The organism is Halobacterium sp. CBA1132, assembly GCF_001485535.1.
In the GTDB taxonomy this organism is placed as follows: domain Archaea; phylum Halobacteriota; class Halobacteria; order Halobacteriales; family Halobacteriaceae; genus Halobacterium.
This window is the reverse complement of the sequence record NZ_BCMZ01000001.1, coordinates 1,126,210-1,142,427: the sequence shown is the minus strand read 5'-3', so window position 1 is coordinate 1,142,427 and position 16,218 is coordinate 1,126,210. Positions and strand designations below refer to the sequence as shown.

Sequence of the window (16,218 nt, the reverse complement as noted above, 5' to 3'; positions counted from 1 at the left end):
ATTCGCGGGGCTGAAGGCCGCTTGCGAAGCCACTAAGGACGCATCTCCCCTACAGGCGAGCATGCAAGCGCTGGTCATCGTCGGTCACGGTTCACACCTCAATCCGGGTTCGTCGGACCCGGCGTTCTCGCACGCGGACACCATCCGCGCGTCGGGCGCCTTCGACGAGGTCCGGGAGGCGTTCTGGAAGGAGGAGCCGTCGTTCCGAGAGGTGCTTCGTACCCTCGAATCCGAGGAGGTGTACGTCGTGCCGCTGTTCATCTCCGAGGGCTACTTCACCGAGCAGGTCATCCCGCGCGAACTCCGCCTCGACGACTGGGACCCCGAGGACTGGGACTCGGACGGCACGGACGCCGACCACGTCACCCTGCGCGCAGAGGACGTGGACAAGACCGTCCACTACTGCGGGCCGGTCGGCACCCACGACTCGATGAGCGACGTCATCGTCGAGCGCGCGAAGTCCATCACCGACGACCCCGACGTGGGGGAGGGCTTCGGACTCGCCGTGGTCGGCCACGGCACCGAGCGCAACGAGAACTCCGCGAAGGCAATCCACTACCACGCCGACCGCATCCGCGACACCGGCCGCTTCGAGGAGGTGAAAGCGGTCTTCATGGACGAGGACCCCGAGGTCGACGACGTCACGGAGTTCTTCGAAGCCGAGGACATCGTCGTCGTCCCGCTGTTCGTCGCGGACGGCTTCCACACGCAGGAAGACATTCCCGAGGACATGGGACTGACCGACGACTACCGGACGGGATACGACGTCCCCACAGAGGTCGACGGCCACCGCATCTGGTACTCGGGCGCCGTCGGCACCGAGCCGCTGGTCGCGGACGTCATCCTCGAACGCGCCGACGACGCGGGCGCTGACCTCGCGGACGCCATCGAACGCGTGCGCCGGCAGACCGAGGGCGACAGCGCCGCGAGCGCGGGGGACTGATGTCGGCAGCCGACACCCTCAGCAGCGTCGAGGCGGCGCTCGTCGAGCACGCCGAGGACGGCATCGACTTCGACGGCCTCGTCGTCGAACCGACCGACGGCGGCTACCACTGGGAGACGCCCGACGAACAGAAGACGGTCGGCGAGGACGCGCTCCGGGAGCGCGCCGACGACCCGTACGCGACTAACTGGTACTACTGGGAGCACGTCGTCGAGGGCCACGACACGCCCCGGCGCGCGTTCCTGCGATGGCTCGAAGGGGCCGACGACCTGTCGGTCCCCGAGCGCTACGACGAACTCCGCGGCGGTCACACGAGTTCGTGGGGCGAACTCGCGGTCACCGCGGTCCTCAGCGAGGGCGGCCGGCGCCGCTACGAGGTCCGCCACGAGGACGACCTGGGTGAAAACGTGGATGCCTACACGGACCCGCTGGAAGCCCGCCACCTCGTGAAACACGACGACGACGGCCGCTACCGGCCGCTGTCGACCGCGCCGTCGCTCCCGCACGGCTGGGCGTTCGTCGACCTCGACGGCAGCGACCTCGTGCAGACCGTCGACTACGTCTACCCCGCGACGGTGTCGAACTGGCACCGGGAGCGCGTCGGCGAGCGCAGCGAGCCGACGAATGGAGCGAGCGGCGACGACGGAGCCGCGAGCCGCGAGGGCTCCCTCGACATCGACCACTGGGACGACGTCGCAGAGCGCCAGTCGGGCATCTACAGCATCGTCGAGCAGCTCGACGACGACGCGCTCGAATGGGCGGCTGAGGCCTGCTGCGTGGACTCGCAGTGCCTGAAGCGCCGCGAGTGGGACGAGAACGACGAGGAGGAACTCGACGTGCCGCGGGGCGACGGCGAATTCCCGTGCCGGGAGCCGTGCTCGCTGTTCATCGCGGCCGCCCGGAAGTTCACGACGCTCGAACGCGAGGAGACCCGCGAGTACACGTTCGAGTTGACGCCCGCAGAGAAAGAACAAGTCGAAGACATCGTCGACGCTGTGGCGGACGGCCGCACCGACGAGATTCGGGAGGCGGACGTCTACGAGGGCGCGAACCGCTACCGCGCTCGGTTCCTGCGCGCGAAACGCATGGACGAACACGGCCTCTCGGGAACGCCGACGTACCCCGAGGACCACGAGTAGGTCACGACGACAACACGTAGGCGGCGACGCCGATGCCGCCGAGAAGCGCGAGCACGCCGACGAGCACCGCCACGGAGTCCGAAATCGAGGCGGTGAGCGCGGCGGCGACCACCACGACTGCGGTCGCCGCGGCCGCTGGGAGGGCGACGTCCGCGAGCGCGACCGAGTCTTCGTCCTCGTCCGGTTCGGACTTCTCTGCGAGCGAGTCGTCGACGGCGACGTCCGGGCCGCCGTCCTTCCGTTCTGTGGTGACGGTGACGTTCACGCGCGCCTTCTCGGCGCCGTAGCCGGTCGAGAGTTCGACGTAGCCCTTCGTCGGTGGGTGGTCCGAGGGAATCGAGATTTCGACGCCGCGGGTCTGGTCGTCCTCGACGTACACTTGGGTCGCGGCAGGCTCCGCGATCGCGGCCAGCCCGTCGTCGAGACGCAGGTGGACGTGGATGGGGCCGCCATGGTTCTCGAAGACGAGGACGAACGAGCGGTCCGTCTCCAGCGTCGCCGCTTCTGGCTGGAGGTCGCGGGGGTGGTCGCGGTTGAGGTGGACGGACAGCCGTTCGGGCACGGTCGATGAATTGTCGCGTGGTTAGAAAAAGCTTCCCGAGGATGTCAAGCGGGGGCTTCCTCGCGCATGTCCGGCGGCAGAAGGTTCGGAATGCCGTCCTCGATGGGGTAGCGTTCGCCGCACTCCGTACAGGTGAGCGTGCCCGAGAGGATTTCGTCGTCCTCGCGCTCCTCGACGTCGAGGTCGAGGTCGTGTTTGTCGAGCGGACAGCAGACGATGTCCACGAGGTCGTCTTTCATGGTCGAACCGAGGACGGCGCGGACAAAAAGCGTGCGGGTTCGGTAGGCAAAACAGTCGTTTTCTCCTGAAAGCCCTCGGACGGTTCCGGGAACCCCGGCGAACGCAAGCACCGCAGGAGCGAGCATCGCGAGCGACGAGGCGCACAGCGAGCCGCGGGACCGGAACCGTCCGCGCTCTTTCGATCCACCAGGTTTCGGCTGCCGAATCGGCAGAAACAGCGGTGGTCGTCGAAGAAGCAGCTACTGGGGAACGACGCTACTGCCCGAAGGGATTCTGCTGGATTACGGTCTCCTCGCGGCCGGGACCGACGCCGAGCGCGTACGCGGGCGTGTCGAGTTCGTCTTCGACGTACTCGACGTACTCGCGGGCCTGTTCGGGGAGCGCGTCGTAGCCTTCTGCGGCGACGGCCTCGGGGTCGAACTCCGGCCAGCCGTCGAAACTCCGGAAGACGGGCTCGCAGTCGCCCCAGCGCTCGGTCGTCGCGGGCATCGAGTAGATGGTCTCCCCCTCGAGTTCGTAGGCGTGGCCGACTTTCACTTCGTCGAGGCCGGCGAGCACGTCGAGGTGGTTGATGGCGAGGCCGGTGAAGCCGTTCGCGCGGGCGGCGTGGCGCAGCATCGGAAGGTCGAGCCAGCCGACGCGGCGCGGGCGCCCGGTGACGGTGCCGTACTCGCCGCCCTCCTCGCGGATGTACTCCGCGAGGTCCTCGTCGTCGCCCGTGAGTTCCGTGGGGAGCGGGCCGGTGCCGACGCGGGAGAGGTACGCCTTCACGACGCCGACGACCTCACCCTGCCCGACGGTGGTCGGACCGAGGCCGGTGCCGGTGGCGGCGTAGCCCGCGGTCGGGTTCGAGGACGTGACGTAGGGGTAGACGCCGTGGTCGATGTCGAGGCTCGTGCCCTGCGCGCCCTCCAGCATCACGCTGTCGCCGTCGTCGATGCGGTCGGCGAGGTAGTCGCCGGCGTTGACGTCCATCCCCTCGTTCTGGATGCGCTCGCCGAACGCGCGGTACTGCTCGAACAGCGCGTCGACGTCGAACTCGTCGCCGGCGTCGCCGCCGTAGACGTCCTCGTAGAGCGCGCGCTTCTGCGGGACGGCGTACTCGAGGCGGTCACGGAGCACCTCGGGGTCCAGCAGGTCGCCGACGCGGACGCCGCGGCGGCCGGCCTTGTCCTCGTAGGTGGGGCCGATGCCGCGGCCCGTGGTCCCGGCGTCGAGGTCCGAGTCGGACTTGACGTCCTCCTCGATGCCGTCGAGCACGCGGTGGTACGGGAGAATGACGTGGGCGCGGCGGGCGACCCGGACGTCGGGGTCGAGGCCGCGCTCGCGGAGCGCGTCGATTTCGTCGAACAGCGTCTCGGGGTTGACGACACAGCCGTTCCCGAGGACGCCGGTCTTCCCGCGGACGGCCCCGGACGGGACCAGCGAGAGCTTGTACTCGTCGCCGTCGACGACGACGGTGTGGCCAGCGTTGTCTCCGCCCTGATAGCGGGCGATGACGTCGGCCGCGTCGCCGAACAGGTCGACGACGCCGCCTTTGCCTTCGTCGCCGAGTTGCGAGCCGACGATGGTGACGGTCATACCCGGCACTTCCACCAGCGTCGTCAAACAGGTTACGGTCTCGTCGCCGGAAGTATGCATGGACTCGCACACCAATCGCAGAAATGCGCGAGTAAGTTGGACGAACGGACATGATAGGGGCGCCGACGACGCCGGACGCAAGCGTTAACTGTTGGCACTCGAAAGCGGATACTGTCGCTTTCTCGCCCGAAGCCTACGACAACCTTTAAACCCCCGCCAAGACAAGTTAACAAATGCCATGATAGACCGGCTTGAGAAGGAAGTCGATATGCTGGAGCGCCATCTGCAGGTCCTCCGCATGGTCATCGAGAACGAACCCATCGGTATCGTGAAGATGTCCAACGAGACCGGTTACCCACACCACAAGGTCCGGTACTCGCTGCGCGTGCTCGAGGAGGAGAACCTCATCGAGCCGTCGTCGCAGGGAGCCATCACGACCGAGCGCACCAGCGAGTTCGTCGACGAACTCGACGGCAAAGTCGACGACCTCGTCGACAAGATGGAAGCGATGAAAATCGACGCCGCCGCCGAAGCCGAGTAACGCCGAGTTCGCTCGTCCCGCCTACAGCTCTGGGACGGTCAGGTGGAACGCGTCGTTGCGGTCCTCGATTAGACAGAGGTGGTAGCCGGATTTCCGGCCCACCTTCACGAAACTCGCTTTGTCGCTGCGGCTGAGGAAGCCGCCGCCCCCCGTCTCCTCGCTCGCAGTTTCTAGTGCCGCCGGCTCGAAGAACGACGACGTGACGTACATCGCCGCGCTGAGTTCGTCGACGCCCTCCCGCACCGCGGTCGCGTCGTCGACGAGCGCGCCCATCTCCTCGCCGGTCACGGGTTCGCGTTCGGCGTTCAACTCCGCGACGACCAGCGGGTCGCCCATGCGGTCCCGCAACACCACGTCGAAGGTCCGCGAGGTCGCGCCGTCCTCCGTGTCGACGGCGACGGTGCCGTCCAGTTCCGCGCGGTCGACGTCCGGGAGCGCCCGGTAGAGGTCCGCGAGGCCGTCCGTGTGGCCGGCGTCCCGAATCTCGAACGGGAGCTCTCGGACCACCCACGAGACGAAGCGGTAGGCCGCCGACGCTTCGAGGAACGACTCGTAGTCCTCGCCGTCGACGGTCGCGTCCGCCGCCTCGAACTGCGTGTGGTGGTCGATGCGGAGGTTCTGGTTCACCGCGTCGAGGTCGGTGCCGGGGCCGAGGTCGTCCAGCGTCGGCTTGCCCTTCGAGTCGTAGCGCACGAAGAGGTTCGTGCCCGACAGCGCCGCCGCCGGCGTGAGGTCGGTCTCGGACGCCGCTTCCTCGCCGCCGGCGGCTTCCAGTTGCGCTTCGAGTTCGTCCGCGCGAGCCTGTAGGTCGTCGCGTTCCGCCTGCAGGTCGTCGCGCTCGGCTTCCAGCACCTCCACGCGCTCGCGGAGGTCCGACCGCTCGGCCTGCAGGTCGTCGATGCGCTCGGCGGCCTCTTCGAGTTTCGCGTCGCGCTGCTTGACCGCGCGCTTGAGCTTGTCGACGGTCGAACGCGGCTTCCCGCCGCTGGACCCGCTACTCGACGTGGACTTGCGCTTCGAAGCCGTGGACTTCGATTTCGACTGCTGGCCGGCGCTCGACGTCTTGGACGACGACTGCGAGCGCGTCGCGCCGCCGTCGGTCGACTCGCTCTTCTCGGGGTCGATGGTGGGCACGGAGCGCGCGTTGCGCCACTCTTCCTCTTGGTCGAAGACGCCCTCCTCGCCCGGCTTCGCGGCGTCAGCCTCGTCACCGGTCGCGTCGCTCTCGGTTGCCTTGGCGCGAGTCGCACTGCCGCCACTCGGTTCGTCAGTTCGAGCGGCGTCCGCTCGGGTCGACGCGCCCGACTTCGGCTCCGGCGACGCTTCGGCGTCGGCCGCTTCGGTCTCGGCGTCCGCCGTCGGCTCCGTCGGCGACTGCTCGGGTTCCGCGCGCTCTTCGTCGGCCTCCGAGGACGACGGACCGGGCGCGGCTTCGGCCGTGTCGCTGGCTGGAGAGTTCCGTTGTTCGGCCGACACCGATTCGTCGCTGTCGTCGACTGGCTCCTCGCTATCGTCGGCCTCGGGTTCGTCGGACCCCGCGCTGGCCGCTGCCGCTGCTCCGGTCGGACTGGCTGCGCCGGCGGCAGCGTCCGCGTCTTCCTCGTCGTCCTCGATTTCGGGGAGCGCCGTGACGTTCACCGGCGACTTCTTGACCTCGTAGACGCCCACCTCGTCGTCGGCGCGCTCGAAGGCCTCGTCGCCCGTGACGAGTTCCTCGCTGGCGCCGACGAACGCCGCGTTCATCGAGCGCCCGCCGTAGTAGACGACGTAGTAGTCCCCCGAGAGGACGTTCTCGGAGAGTTCGATGTAGCCCGTGAAACTCGCGTCCGCGAGCGTGTCCGCTGCCTCCGACAGCGGCGTGTCGTTCGTGTAGTACTTCGCCTGCGTCTCGCCGCCGCGCTCCTGCATCGAGAACAGCAGCGCGAGGCTCGGATGGGGCGCCTCGTACACCGTCCCGGAGGCGTCCTCGAAGTCCTCGAGGTCACCCTCGAAGATGCCGACCACGCGGCCGTTCAACATGAACAACCACGTGTCGTCGGCGACGACCGCTCCCGAGAACTCCCGGTCCGCGAGGTCGTGGAGCTCGCGGAATCCACCCGAGAACGGCCGGGAGTCCCAGGACTCCACCCGCTCGACCGTGTGTGCCTGCATACCCACTGGAAGGCAAGGGGCGCGTATAAGACTTTCCGGGCGGACGAGCGCCCTACGCGCGTCTGACGGCGACGAGCCCGAAAGAACAGCCTACAGTTTGCCGGACGCGTCGTCGGCGAGTTCCTTCATGCGCTTGCTGAGTCGGCCGGCGTTCGAAAACTCGTCCTCGCTCATCGCCGCCGCGAGCGCGTTCCCGAGCAGGAAGACGGCGTGCTTGTGCTCGCTCTTGGACTTGTGGACGTGAGAGGGCTCGACCTCCAGTTCCTCGTACGCCGCGAAGGCGTCGTCGTCGACGTTGTCGAACTGGAGGAACTGGTCTTTGATCTGCACCATCTGTTCGTGGAGGTCGAGGAGCTCGTCCTTGTGCATCGTTGGTTAGGGTAGGGAATTCGGGCGTTTAAGCGTTGTCCGCGACAGCGTACCACGCCCCTCACGGAGACGACACGACGGAGCGGGAGCGAAAGCGGGCGCGCGGGCTTAGAAGACGTACTCGTCTTCGTGGCCCATCATGCCGCCCTCGCTCTCGAGGCCGGCGCCGTCCTCTTCGTCGGAGGGGCCGCTGGTCTTGTACGCGCGAATTCCCGACGACAGCAGCTGTTCGACGGCTTCCTCGCGGCTGACGAACTCCCCCTGTTCGACGAGCTGGGCGATCTGCATCTCGATCTGGTCCGGGATGTTGACTTCGATTTGGGGCATCGTTCTGGGCGGGGCTTCGCCGCCACCGTTCTTAAGCCTGACGGGGGGCGGATTCGGGAGCGTTTTCCGGGCTGAGCCCGCGTACGCCTTCGATTCCCGAAACCGGCGGTTCGACCCCGAGTCGGTAGGAATACGTGGCCGCGACCCCTACACGGAGCTATGACTGTCGTGGACGTCACGGACCTCTACGAGGAGTTCGGCGGCGACCGACTGCCGCCCGGCCAGCGCGAGACGTCGAAGTTCCCCGTGCTGTCGAAGGGCGGGACGCCGAACTGGGACCGCGACGACTGGACGTTCACCGTCACGGGCGCCGTCGAGAATGAACTCTCCCTGTCCTACGACGAATTCAGGGGTCTCGACAGCGTCACGCAGCGACAGGACTTCCACTGCGTCACCGGCTGGTCGAAGTTCGACTGCGAGTTCACGGGCGTGACGTTCCCGCACCTCGCGGACCTCGCGGGCGTCCACGACGACGTGACGACGGTGATGTTCCACGCCCTCGACGGCTACACGACGAACCTCCCGCTGGAGGATTGCCTGCGCAACGAAGTCCTGTTCACGTGGGAATTCGACGGCGAGGACCTCCCCCGCGAGCACGGCGGCCCGCTGCGCGTCGTCACGCCCCACAAGTACGCCTACAAGGGCGCGAAGTGGGTCGACGGCGTGGAGTTCCTCACCGAGCCCGAGCGCGGGTACTGGGAGAAGCGCGGCTACTCGAACACCGCCGACCCGTGGGCCGAACAGCGGTACAGCTAGCGGCCGTCGCTGCCGAAGGATAGGCTATTTAGTCGCAGCGTCCCGAACGACGAACAATGAGTTCTCTGTCCGGCGAAGCGGCCGCCCGCGGGGCGGTCGTGAGCAGGAGCTGCCGGGTGGCCGACGTCTCCTATCGGGCGTTCCTGGCGGCCCGGGACGCGCCCCGCATCCACTGGGCGGACCCGGACGGCCTCGAACTGTCCGGGGTCGGCACCGCCGCCACCGTGACGGCGGCCGGGAGCGACCGCTTCGACGCCGTCCGCGAGTGGGCGTCCGCGCTGTTCGACGACACCAACCACGACGGCCCCCACGTCGCCCGCCCCCGACTGCTGGGCGGGTTCGCGTTCCACGACGACCACAGTCCCAGCGGGACGTGGCGCGGGTTCCCGGCCGCGCAGTTCGTGCTCCCCGAAGTCCAGCTGGCGAGCGCGGGCGAGGAGACGTGGCTGACCGTCACGCGAGCGGGGGAGGACGTCGACCCCACCGATGTCGACGCGGCGCTCGCCGACGCCCGCGAGGACATCGAGTCGCTGCCCGCGATGCAGCCCAGCGGCCCCCGTCCCGGCGTCCAGTCGACGACGCCGACCAGCGACGAGGCGTCGTGGCGCGAACAGGTCGCGCGCGCCGTCGAGCGCATCGAAGCCGGCGACCTCCGAAAAGTCGTCCTGGCGACGGCGCTGCGCGCAGACCTCGAAGCCGACCTCGACCCCCGCGACCTGCTGGAGCGCCTGCGACAGTCGTACCCCTCGTGTTTCCGGTTCCTTGTCGAGCCGACCGGCGACGCCGCGTTCCTCGGCGCGACCCCCGAGCGCCTCGTGACACTCGACGACGACGGCGTCGAGACGGTCGGACTGGCCGGCTCGGTCGGCCGCGGTGACACGCCCGAGGAGGACGCCGAACTCGCCGCGCGACTCCGCGACAGCGAGAAGCTCCGCCACGAGCAGCGCCTCGTCACGGACACCATCGCCGCCAAACTCGAAGAGTTCGGCGACGTCACTGTGGGCGAGCGCAGCGTCCGCAAGCTCTCGAACATCCAGCACTTGAGCACGCCGATTACCGCCGACGTGAGCGCCGACACGCACGTGCTCGACGTTGCCGAAGCGCTGCACCCGACGCCCGCTGTCGGCGGGCTGCCGCCGGACGCCGCACTCGACGTGATTCGGGAGACCGAAACGTTCGACCGCGGCTGGTACGCCGCGCCCGTCGGCTGGGTCGACGGCGACGGCGACGGCACGTTCGCGGTCGGCCTGCGGTCGGCGGTCGCCCGGGACCGCACGGTGACGATGTTCGCGGGCAACGGCATCGTCGCGGACAGCGACCCCAGCGAGGAGTACGAGGAGGTCCAGCTCAAGTACCAGCCGATTCTGGACGAGCTCCGCTCATGAGCGCGCCGAACCGCAACACGCTGTGGGCGCGCGCCGTCGTCGAGGAACTCGTCCGCGCGGGCGTCGAGGCGGCCTGCGTCTGTCCGGGGAGCCGTTCGACGCCGCTGACCGTCGCGCTCGCCGAACACGACGACGTACGAGTGTTCTCGCACCTCGACGAGCGCTCGGCGGCGTTCTTCGCACTCGGTCGCGCGAAACGCACCGGGAACCCCACGCCCGTCGTCTCCACGTCGGGCACCGCAACGGCGAACTTCCATCCCGCGGTGATGGAGGCCAGTCAGGCGCGCGTCCCGCTGCTCGTCCTCACCGCGGACCGTCCGCCGGAACTCCGGGACTCGGGCGCGAATCAGACCGTCGACCAGACGAAGCTCTACGGCGACGCCGTCCGCCACTTTCGGGAACTCCCCGAGCCGGCGGCCGACGCGCGGAAACTCCGCTCGCTCAGAACGTCGGTCTGTCGCGCGGTCGGCGCGACGATCGGCGCGAACCCCGGGCCCGTCCACGTGAACGTCCCGTTCGAGAAGCCGCTCGAACCCGTCGAGGTTCCGGGCGACGTGCCCGAGGACTTCGCCGCGGACAACCTACTCGCCGCTGAGGGACGCGAGGGACCGTTCGTCAACGTCAATCAGAGTCCCGCAGCCCCTGACGACGCGACCCTCGACGCGCTTGCGGAGGCAGCCGAAGCCGCAGACCGCGGGCTCGTCGTCGTCGGGCCCGAGGACGCTCACGGCCTCGCTGCGGACGCGGCCGCGGCGCTGGCCGACGCGACCGGCTTCCCGGTGTTCGCGGACCCGCTCTCGGGGCTTCGATTCGGCGCGCACGCCAGCGGGAGTCGCGTCGTCGGCGGCTACGACGGCTTCCTCGCCGCGGCCGACGCACCCCTCCCCGAGCCGGACGTGGTCGTTCGCTTCGGCGCGTCGCCGACGTCGAAGCCGCTGCGCAACTACCTCCGGGACAGCGACGCGCGCCAGTTTCTCGTCGACCCCGCGGGCGGGTGGCGCGAAGCCACGTTCACGGCGTCGGACCTCGTCGTCGCGGACCCGACCGAGACGGCGCGCGCGCTCGCCGAGCGCGTGGACCGCTCCGCGAGCGACTGGGCCGACCGCGTTGTGGCACTCGAAGCGGACTACTGGAACGCCGTCGACGCCTACGAGCGCGAGGCGCTGCTGGAGGGCGACGTAATTGCTACGGCCGCCGACAACGCGCCAGACCCCGCCACAATCATGGTCTCGAACAGCATGCCCGTCCGCGATCTCGACCGGTTCGCGCGGCCCCGGGGTGCGGAGTTGACTGTGCTCGGGAACCGCGGCGCCTCGGGCATCGACGGTATCACGTCGACCGGACTGGGCGCGGGGAGCGCGACCGACGACCCGCTGGTCGTGCTCACGGGTGACGTCGCGTACTACCACGACGCCAACGGCCTGCTCGCGCTCGACCGCTGCGAGGTGGACGCCACGATTGTCCTCGTGAACAACGACGGCGGCGGCATCTTCCACATGCTCCCCATCGAGGCGTTCGACCCGCCGTTCACGAGCCAGTTCAAGACGCCCCACGGCCTCGACTTCGAACCACTGGGCGACATCTACGGCTTCGAGTTCGCGCGCGTGGAGACGCTCGAGGGATTCCGGGACGCCTACCGGGAGTCCGTCGAGAGCGAGGGGACGCAGGTCGTGGAGGTTCGGACGGACAGCGAGGCCAGCCACCGGGAGCGCGAGCGCCTCGCCGCCGTCGTCGAGCGAGACCTCAACGACTAAGGAACTCGACGCAGCACGTCGGTTCGATGCCCTCCACCACGACGCAACTCGCCGTCATCGCCGCGCTCGCCGGCGTGCTCGGACTGCTGTACGTCGGCGCAATCGCCAACGAAATCGTCGTCGGCCTCGCGGTCGCGCTCGGGTTCGCGGTCGTCGCCGTCCTCCTGTACGCGGGCGGGACGAACCGCGAGACCGTCGCCGCCGTGACGATGGGCGCGTGCGTCGTCTACGGCGTGTTCACGCTCCAGTTCCCGGCCGCGGTCGTCGCGGCCTGCGTCGTCTACCTGACGCTGTGGGTCACCGACGAGGACGGTCCCTTCGACGCGACGCCGCCCGCAATCATCTCCGAGCGCGTCCTCGACGACGAGTCAGCGGACGCGGACGCGGACGGCGAGCCCGCCGAGTAAGGAACCTTTTTGCGCCGTCCGCGCCCGTTCTCGGGCATGGTCTCGGACATCTTCGACGCCGACCGGTGGGAGCCGGTCGCGGACTGCGACTTCGAGGACATCACCTACCACCGCGGGACGGACGTGGACGCGGTCCGCATCGCGTTCGACCGCCCCGAGGTCCGGAACGCGTTCCGCCCGGGCACCGTCGACGAACTCCACGAGGCGCTCGACCACGCGAAACGCCAGACGGACGTCGGGTGTGTGCTCCTCACGGGGAACGGCCCGAGCCCGAAGGACGACGGCTGGGCGTTCTGCTCGGGCGGCGACCAGTCCGTCCGCGGGGAGTCGGGCTACGAGTACCGCGGCGACGACGAGGCCGCCACCGAGGAGGACGAGAACGTGCGGAAGGCGAAGGCTGGCCGCCTCCACATCCTCGAAGTCCAGCGCGCGATTCGGTTCATGCCCAAGCCCGTGGTCGCCGTCGTCCCGGGGTGGGCGGTCGGCGGCGGGCACTCGCTGCACGTCGTCTGCGACATGACGCTGGCCAGCGACGAGCACGCGAAGTTCCTCCAGACGGACCCCGACGTGGCGTCCTTCGACGCCGGGTTCGGGTCGGCGTACCTCGCCAAGCAGGTCGGGCAGAAGAAGGCGCGCGAGATATTCTTCCGCGGGAAGACGTACTCCGCCGAGGAGGCCGAGGACATGGGGATGGTCAACGAGGTCGTCCCCCACGAGGACTTGGAGGACGTCGCCTTGGAGTGGGCCGACGAGATGGCGTCGAAGTCCCCGACGGCGATGCGGATGCTGAAGTACGCGTTCAACATGGCCGACGACGGTCTCGTCGACCAGCAGGTGTTCGCCGGGGAAGCCACCCGCCTCGGCTACATGACCGACGAAGCGAAGGAGGGACGCGAGGCGTTCATGGAGGGTCGCGACCCCGACTTCTCGGATTACCCCTGGTACTACTGACCGGCGCCGTCGGTGGCCGCGAGGCCGTCCGAGTCGCCCTCGTCGGCGCGGCCGACGAACGGTGACGCGGTGGTCTCCGCGGGCCGCTCCCGCGGCAGCACGACGCGGAACGTCGACCCGTCCGCGCCGGTTTCGAGGAGGTCGACGGTGCCGCAGTAGTGCTCGACGAGGCGCGCGACCAAGTAGAGGCCCAGGCCGTGGTCGGCGGCCCGGCGGGACGGCCGCTCGAAGAGCTGCTCGGCGGTCTCGCTGTCGACGCCCGGGCCGTCGTCCTCGATTTCGACGGTGACCGTCTCGGTGCCGACGCTACCGCGCACCCACACTCTCGGTGGGTCGCTGTCGTTGTGTTCGACGGCGTTCGCGAGCAGATTCCCGAACACGCGCGGCAGCAGCGCGTCGGCGTAGACGAACGCCGAGTCCGGCAGGTCCGTCTCCACGACGACGTCCTCGTCGAGGTCAGGGAGCTTCGCCACCTCCTCGCGGACGACGGCGGCCACGTCGACTCGCTCGAAGTTCGTGCGCTCCTCCGTCGCGTGCAACAGCACGCGCACGTCCTGCACCACGCCGGTGACTTCCTCGCTCTTGCGGTGTATCGTCCGACTGTACTCGTAGCCCGACGTGCCCTCCTCGTGTTCGTCCTGGAGGAGTTCCGCGTAGCCGGAGATGACGTTCGAGGCGTTCAGCACCTCGTGGCGCAGCAGGCTGTTGAGGTAGTCCAGCAAGTCCCGCTGGATTTCGAGGTGTTCGGCGCGGACCGTGCTGCGCTCGACTTCCGCGGCCTGCTGGATGGCCCGCGCCTCCGTCACGCCGATGGCCGCGCCGACCCCCGCGCCCATGCCCGCGGACCACCGGAGCCACGCCACCACCTGCATCAGCGAGTCGACCGGGAGCACGGTCATCAACACGACGTTCAGGAGAATCGAACCCACTGCACCGGCGACCACCCACCACCAGACCCGGGGGTGGCGGTCCGGCTCGATTCTGCCGTGTTCGAGCCAGTGAGTGACGTACAGGACGCCGAAGACGGCGGGTGCCATCGTCAAGACGCCCACGAGGAAGTCGGCAGTGAACACGACTTCGGACGCCAACCCGGAAGCTCCCAGCCGAACGGCGGCTTCGATGACGATAGACAACACCAAGACGGCACTCAACGCGCGCAGTCGCCCGGGAGCCGAGCGCAAGCGCCGAAGCGACAGCCCGCTCATTCCGCTGAACGAACGAGTCCAGCGGGTGATAAACTTCCGGTTCTCTCAATTCTGTCCACTGACGGCCGCCTACGGCGACCGAACGTCGGGTCATCGGCTTCCGGTAGCCGGCCGGGACGACGAATGTTTCAGTGACACGTAGCGAGCGGACGCCCACCCCTTCAGGGAGGAGAGGACGTCGAGCGCCCCGTTTCGGTGACGACTACGCGCACGCCGTCCTCGTAGTCCGTGTCGAGGGCCGCCGACCAGCCGTGGACGGCCGCCAGCATCCGCACGTTCGGCAACAGGATGCCCGCCTTCGAGTCCGGGACGGCGCTCCCGTACTCGAAGAACGCCTCGGGGTCGGCGCCGCCCGGCGGTCGGCCGTCGCCCGTGACGGCGAACCAGTCGTCGCCGCGCTCGACAGTCACCTCGCTGGCGCCGTTGTGCGCGGCGAACTCGAAGGCGCTCGCCAGCAGTTCGCGGAGCCGCGTCGGGTCCGCCACGACGTCGCCGTCACCCTCCTCGGACAGCGATACGCCCTCGACGTCCGCGTCCGCCCACGCGTCCGCGACGGCGTCCGCGAAGTCCACGCGCTCGGTGGTTTCGATGGTCTTGCCGTGGCGCGCGAGCACCGAGAGGTCCTCGACGATGCCCGCCATCCGGTCGCTGGACTGGGAGGCCGTCCGCAGGGACTCACGGGCGCCCTCGACGTCGCCGCGGTCGAGGGCGTTCCCGGCGACGGTCACGCGCCCGCCGACAATCTGGAGCGTGTTCAGCAGTTCGTGGCGGATGGCCGCCGCGAATCCTTCGAGTTGGTCGTTGTGCCGTTCGAGTTCGCGGCGCTTGCGCTCGGTGCGCGTGACGTCGGTGAACACGACCATGCGGCCGATGTCCGACTGCCCCAGCGAGAACGACGTGTCGCTCACGAGGAAGTAGCGAGTCTCCCCGTCGACGGCGCGCGCTAGGACCGGGTGGTCGTCGCCCAGCGTCGCCGCGACTTCGGGGACCACGTCGTCGAATCGCTTGCCGGTCGCGCCATCGAGCGCGTCGAAGACCGCCCGTGCGCGACCGTTGTACTCCCTGACGCGGTCCGCGCCGTCGAGGTAGACGACCGCGTCGTCGACGCCGTCGGTGAGCTGGACGGCGAGGAACTCCTCCTCGTAGACGTACAGCACGCCGATAGCGAACGCCGCCACGCCCAGCGGTTCGTAGTTGATGTCCACGAGCAGCGGCGTCGCGAACCCGACGACGTCGAGCACGACCGGGAGACCGGTCACGGCGACGAGCACGCCGAGCGGCCGCGTGTCGTAGTCGGCTTCGAGGAACAGCTCGAACAGCATGAAGAAGCCGACGGCGACCAGCGCGTACGACAGCCCCGCGACGAGCCAGTGGAGGGTGCCGTGCTGGACGGCGAGGTGCGGGAACGGCGCGTCGACGGCCCTCGTCGTGAAGTAGAGGCCGTGGACGTGGTTGGTGAGTTTCACCGCGACGATGCCGGCGTACGTCGCGACGGCGGCTCGGCGGTACCGCGTGTTGCGGTGGAACGACCGCCCGGTGTACGCCGAGCAGAAGTACAGCCACGCCCCAACCGTCGAGAGACCGACGACGAGACTGAAGTCGTACGCGACGTACTTCAGGAACGTCGAGGGCGCGACGAGGAACGCCAGTTCGAACAGCGCCCACCCGCCGCTGCCCGCCACCACGCCCGCGAGTCCGCGCCGCGTGTCGGCGTCCGCGACGCCGAGCGCGCGCCGCAAGCCGACCGCACACCCCACGACGGCGGCGCCGAACACGGCGACGTACGCGAGGAAGGTCAGCGAATTCGCTAACGCCATGTACTCGAAAACATCGCTTCAGCGACTTATACGTGCGGCTAGCGGCGGGCTTCGGCGGACGCGGCCGAGCGCCGGGACCGCCACCGCTAT

Annotated in this window: 16 protein-coding genes; 8 read left to right on the top strand and 8 right to left on the bottom strand. The window is 68.9% G+C overall.

Annotated features, from left to right (window positions below; genetic code table 11):
- Positions 1-61 precede the first annotated feature (61 nt).
- Together AVZ66_RS05980 and AVZ66_RS05975 are read left to right on the top strand one after the other, a co-directional pair.
- Complete coding sequence (locus AVZ66_RS05980) at positions 62-943, top strand: CbiX/SirB N-terminal domain-containing protein (protein WP_058982772.1); 882 nt, start codon at positions 62-64, stop codon at positions 941-943.
- Complete coding sequence (locus tag AVZ66_RS05975) at positions 943-2,082, top strand: DR2241 family protein (RefSeq protein ID WP_058982770.1); 1,140 nt, start codon at positions 943-945, stop codon at positions 2,080-2,082. The genes AVZ66_RS05980 and AVZ66_RS05975 overlap by 1 nt, the downstream gene beginning before the upstream one ends.
- Position 2,083: 1 nt before the next feature.
- Here AVZ66_RS05975 and AVZ66_RS05970 read toward each other — a convergent pair whose 3' ends face one another.
- The 3 genes from AVZ66_RS05970 to AVZ66_RS05960 form a co-directional block, all read right to left on the bottom strand.
- A complete protein-coding gene (locus tag AVZ66_RS05970) occupies positions 2,084-2,644 on the bottom strand; it encodes a hypothetical protein (protein ID WP_058982768.1) in 561 nt (186 codons plus the stop codon).
- A 44-nt stretch (positions 2,645-2,688) separates the two neighbouring features.
- Positions 2,689-2,883, bottom strand: a complete 195-nt coding sequence (locus tag AVZ66_RS05965; protein WP_058982766.1) for a methytransferase partner Trm112 — start codon at positions 2,881-2,883, stop codon at positions 2,689-2,691.
- 256 nt (positions 2,884-3,139) lie between these two features.
- The gene (locus tag AVZ66_RS05960; protein WP_058982763.1) at positions 3,140-4,465 is read right to left on the bottom strand and encodes an adenylosuccinate synthase; all 1,326 of its coding nucleotides are present in this window, start codon (positions 4,463-4,465) and stop codon (positions 3,140-3,142) included.
- Between the two features lie 238 nt (positions 4,466-4,703).
- On the opposite strand from AVZ66_RS05960, the gene AVZ66_RS05955 reads away from it, so the two are divergent.
- Positions 4,704-5,006 carry a hypothetical protein gene (locus tag AVZ66_RS05955; protein ID WP_058982761.1) on the top strand — a complete coding sequence of 101 codons (303 nt, stop codon included), beginning with the start codon at positions 4,704-4,706 and terminating at the stop codon, positions 5,004-5,006.
- Positions 5,007-5,027: 21 nt separating this feature from the next.
- Here the strand turns inward: AVZ66_RS05955 and AVZ66_RS05950 are convergent, their stop codons facing one another.
- The 3 genes from AVZ66_RS05950 to AVZ66_RS05940 form a co-directional block, all read right to left on the bottom strand.
- Positions 5,028-7,157: a hypothetical protein gene (locus AVZ66_RS05950; protein WP_058982760.1), complete on the bottom strand. Its 2,130-nt coding sequence runs from the start codon at positions 7,155-7,157 to the stop codon at positions 5,028-5,030.
- 90 nt (positions 7,158-7,247) lie between these two features.
- The gene (locus tag AVZ66_RS05945; RefSeq protein WP_058982757.1) at positions 7,248-7,526 is read right to left on the bottom strand and encodes a UPF0058 family protein; all 279 of its coding nucleotides are present in this window, start codon (positions 7,524-7,526) and stop codon (positions 7,248-7,250) included.
- Positions 7,527-7,634: 108 nt separating this feature from the next.
- The gene (locus AVZ66_RS05940; RefSeq protein WP_058982755.1) at positions 7,635-7,853 is read right to left on the bottom strand and encodes a hypothetical protein; all 219 of its coding nucleotides are present in this window, start codon (positions 7,851-7,853) and stop codon (positions 7,635-7,637) included.
- 159 nt (positions 7,854-8,012) lie between these two features.
- On the opposite strand from AVZ66_RS05940, the gene AVZ66_RS05935 reads away from it, so the two are divergent.
- From AVZ66_RS05935 to AVZ66_RS05915, 5 genes are read left to right on the top strand one after another with little or no spacing between them, the layout of a single operon-like run.
- The gene (locus tag AVZ66_RS05935; protein WP_058982753.1) at positions 8,013-8,609 is read left to right on the top strand and encodes a sulfite oxidase-like oxidoreductase; all 597 of its coding nucleotides are present in this window, start codon (positions 8,013-8,015) and stop codon (positions 8,607-8,609) included.
- Between the two features lie 56 nt (positions 8,610-8,665).
- Positions 8,666-9,994 (top strand): isochorismate synthase MenF, encoded by a 1,329-nt coding sequence (locus tag AVZ66_RS05930; RefSeq protein WP_058982752.1) that lies wholly within the window; start codon positions 8,666-8,668, stop codon positions 9,992-9,994.
- Complete coding sequence (gene menD / locus AVZ66_RS05925; RefSeq protein WP_058982749.1) at positions 9,991-11,748, top strand: 2-succinyl-5-enolpyruvyl-6-hydroxy-3-cyclohexene-1-carboxylic-acid synthase; 1,758 nt, start codon at positions 9,991-9,993, stop codon at positions 11,746-11,748. The genes AVZ66_RS05930 and menD overlap by 4 nt, the downstream gene beginning before the upstream one ends.
- A gap of 26 nt (positions 11,749-11,774) precedes the next feature.
- Positions 11,775-12,155 carry a hypothetical protein gene (locus tag AVZ66_RS05920; RefSeq protein ID WP_058982747.1) on the top strand — a complete coding sequence of 127 codons (381 nt, stop codon included), beginning with the start codon at positions 11,775-11,777 and terminating at the stop codon, positions 12,153-12,155.
- Between the two features lie 36 nt (positions 12,156-12,191).
- The gene (locus AVZ66_RS05915) at positions 12,192-13,106 is read left to right on the top strand and encodes a 1,4-dihydroxy-2-naphthoyl-CoA synthase (protein WP_058982746.1); all 915 of its coding nucleotides are present in this window, start codon (positions 12,192-12,194) and stop codon (positions 13,104-13,106) included.
- Here the strand turns inward: AVZ66_RS05915 and AVZ66_RS05910 are convergent.
- Entirely contained in the window at positions 13,100-14,311 is a 1,212-nt protein-coding gene (locus tag AVZ66_RS05910) for a sensor histidine kinase KdpD (RefSeq protein WP_058982743.1), read from the bottom strand. The two genes, AVZ66_RS05915 and AVZ66_RS05910, sit on opposite strands and share 7 nt — an antisense overlap.
- A gap of 161 nt (positions 14,312-14,472) precedes the next feature.
- The gene (locus AVZ66_RS05905; RefSeq protein ID WP_082678785.1) at positions 14,473-16,128 is read right to left on the bottom strand and encodes a histidine kinase N-terminal 7TM domain-containing protein; all 1,656 of its coding nucleotides are present in this window, start codon (positions 16,126-16,128) and stop codon (positions 14,473-14,475) included.
- Between the last annotated feature and the right edge of the window lie 90 nt (positions 16,129-16,218).

Coding starts and splice junctions, on each gene's coding strand:
- AVZ66_RS05980 (WP_058982772.1), top strand. CDS start 62: ATGCAAGCGCTGGTCATCGTCGGTCACGGTTCACACCTCAATCCGGGT.
- AVZ66_RS05975 (WP_058982770.1), top strand. CDS start 943: ATGTCGGCAGCCGACACCCTCAGCAGCGTCGAGGCGGCGCTCGTCGAG.
- AVZ66_RS05965 (WP_058982766.1), bottom strand. CDS start 2,883: ATGAAAGACGACCTCGTGGACATCGTCTGCTGTCCGCTCGACAAACAC.
- AVZ66_RS05960 (WP_058982763.1), bottom strand. CDS start 4,465: ATGACCGTCACCATCGTCGGCTCGCAACTCGGCGACGAAGGCAAAGGC.
- AVZ66_RS05955 (WP_058982761.1), top strand. CDS start 4,704: ATGATAGACCGGCTTGAGAAGGAAGTCGATATGCTGGAGCGCCATCTG.
- AVZ66_RS05950 (WP_058982760.1), bottom strand. CDS start 7,157: ATGCAGGCACACACGGTCGAGCGGGTGGAGTCCTGGGACTCCCGGCCG.
- AVZ66_RS05945 (WP_058982757.1), bottom strand. CDS start 7,526: ATGCACAAGGACGAGCTCCTCGACCTCCACGAACAGATGGTGCAGATC.
- AVZ66_RS05940 (WP_058982755.1), bottom strand. CDS start 7,853: ATGCCCCAAATCGAAGTCAACATCCCGGACCAGATCGAGATGCAGATC.
- AVZ66_RS05935 (WP_058982753.1), top strand. CDS start 8,013: ATGACTGTCGTGGACGTCACGGACCTCTACGAGGAGTTCGGCGGCGAC.
- AVZ66_RS05930 (WP_058982752.1), top strand. CDS start 8,666: ATGAGTTCTCTGTCCGGCGAAGCGGCCGCCCGCGGGGCGGTCGTGAGC.
- menD (WP_058982749.1), top strand. CDS start 9,991: ATGAGCGCGCCGAACCGCAACACGCTGTGGGCGCGCGCCGTCGTCGAG.
- AVZ66_RS05920 (WP_058982747.1), top strand. CDS start 11,775: ATGCCCTCCACCACGACGCAACTCGCCGTCATCGCCGCGCTCGCCGGC.
- AVZ66_RS05915 (WP_058982746.1), top strand. CDS start 12,192: ATGGTCTCGGACATCTTCGACGCCGACCGGTGGGAGCCGGTCGCGGAC.
- AVZ66_RS05910 (WP_058982743.1), bottom strand. CDS start 14,311: ATGAGCGGGCTGTCGCTTCGGCGCTTGCGCTCGGCTCCCGGGCGACTG.
- AVZ66_RS05905 (WP_082678785.1), bottom strand. CDS start 16,128: ATGGCGTTAGCGAATTCGCTGACCTTCCTCGCGTACGTCGCCGTGTTC.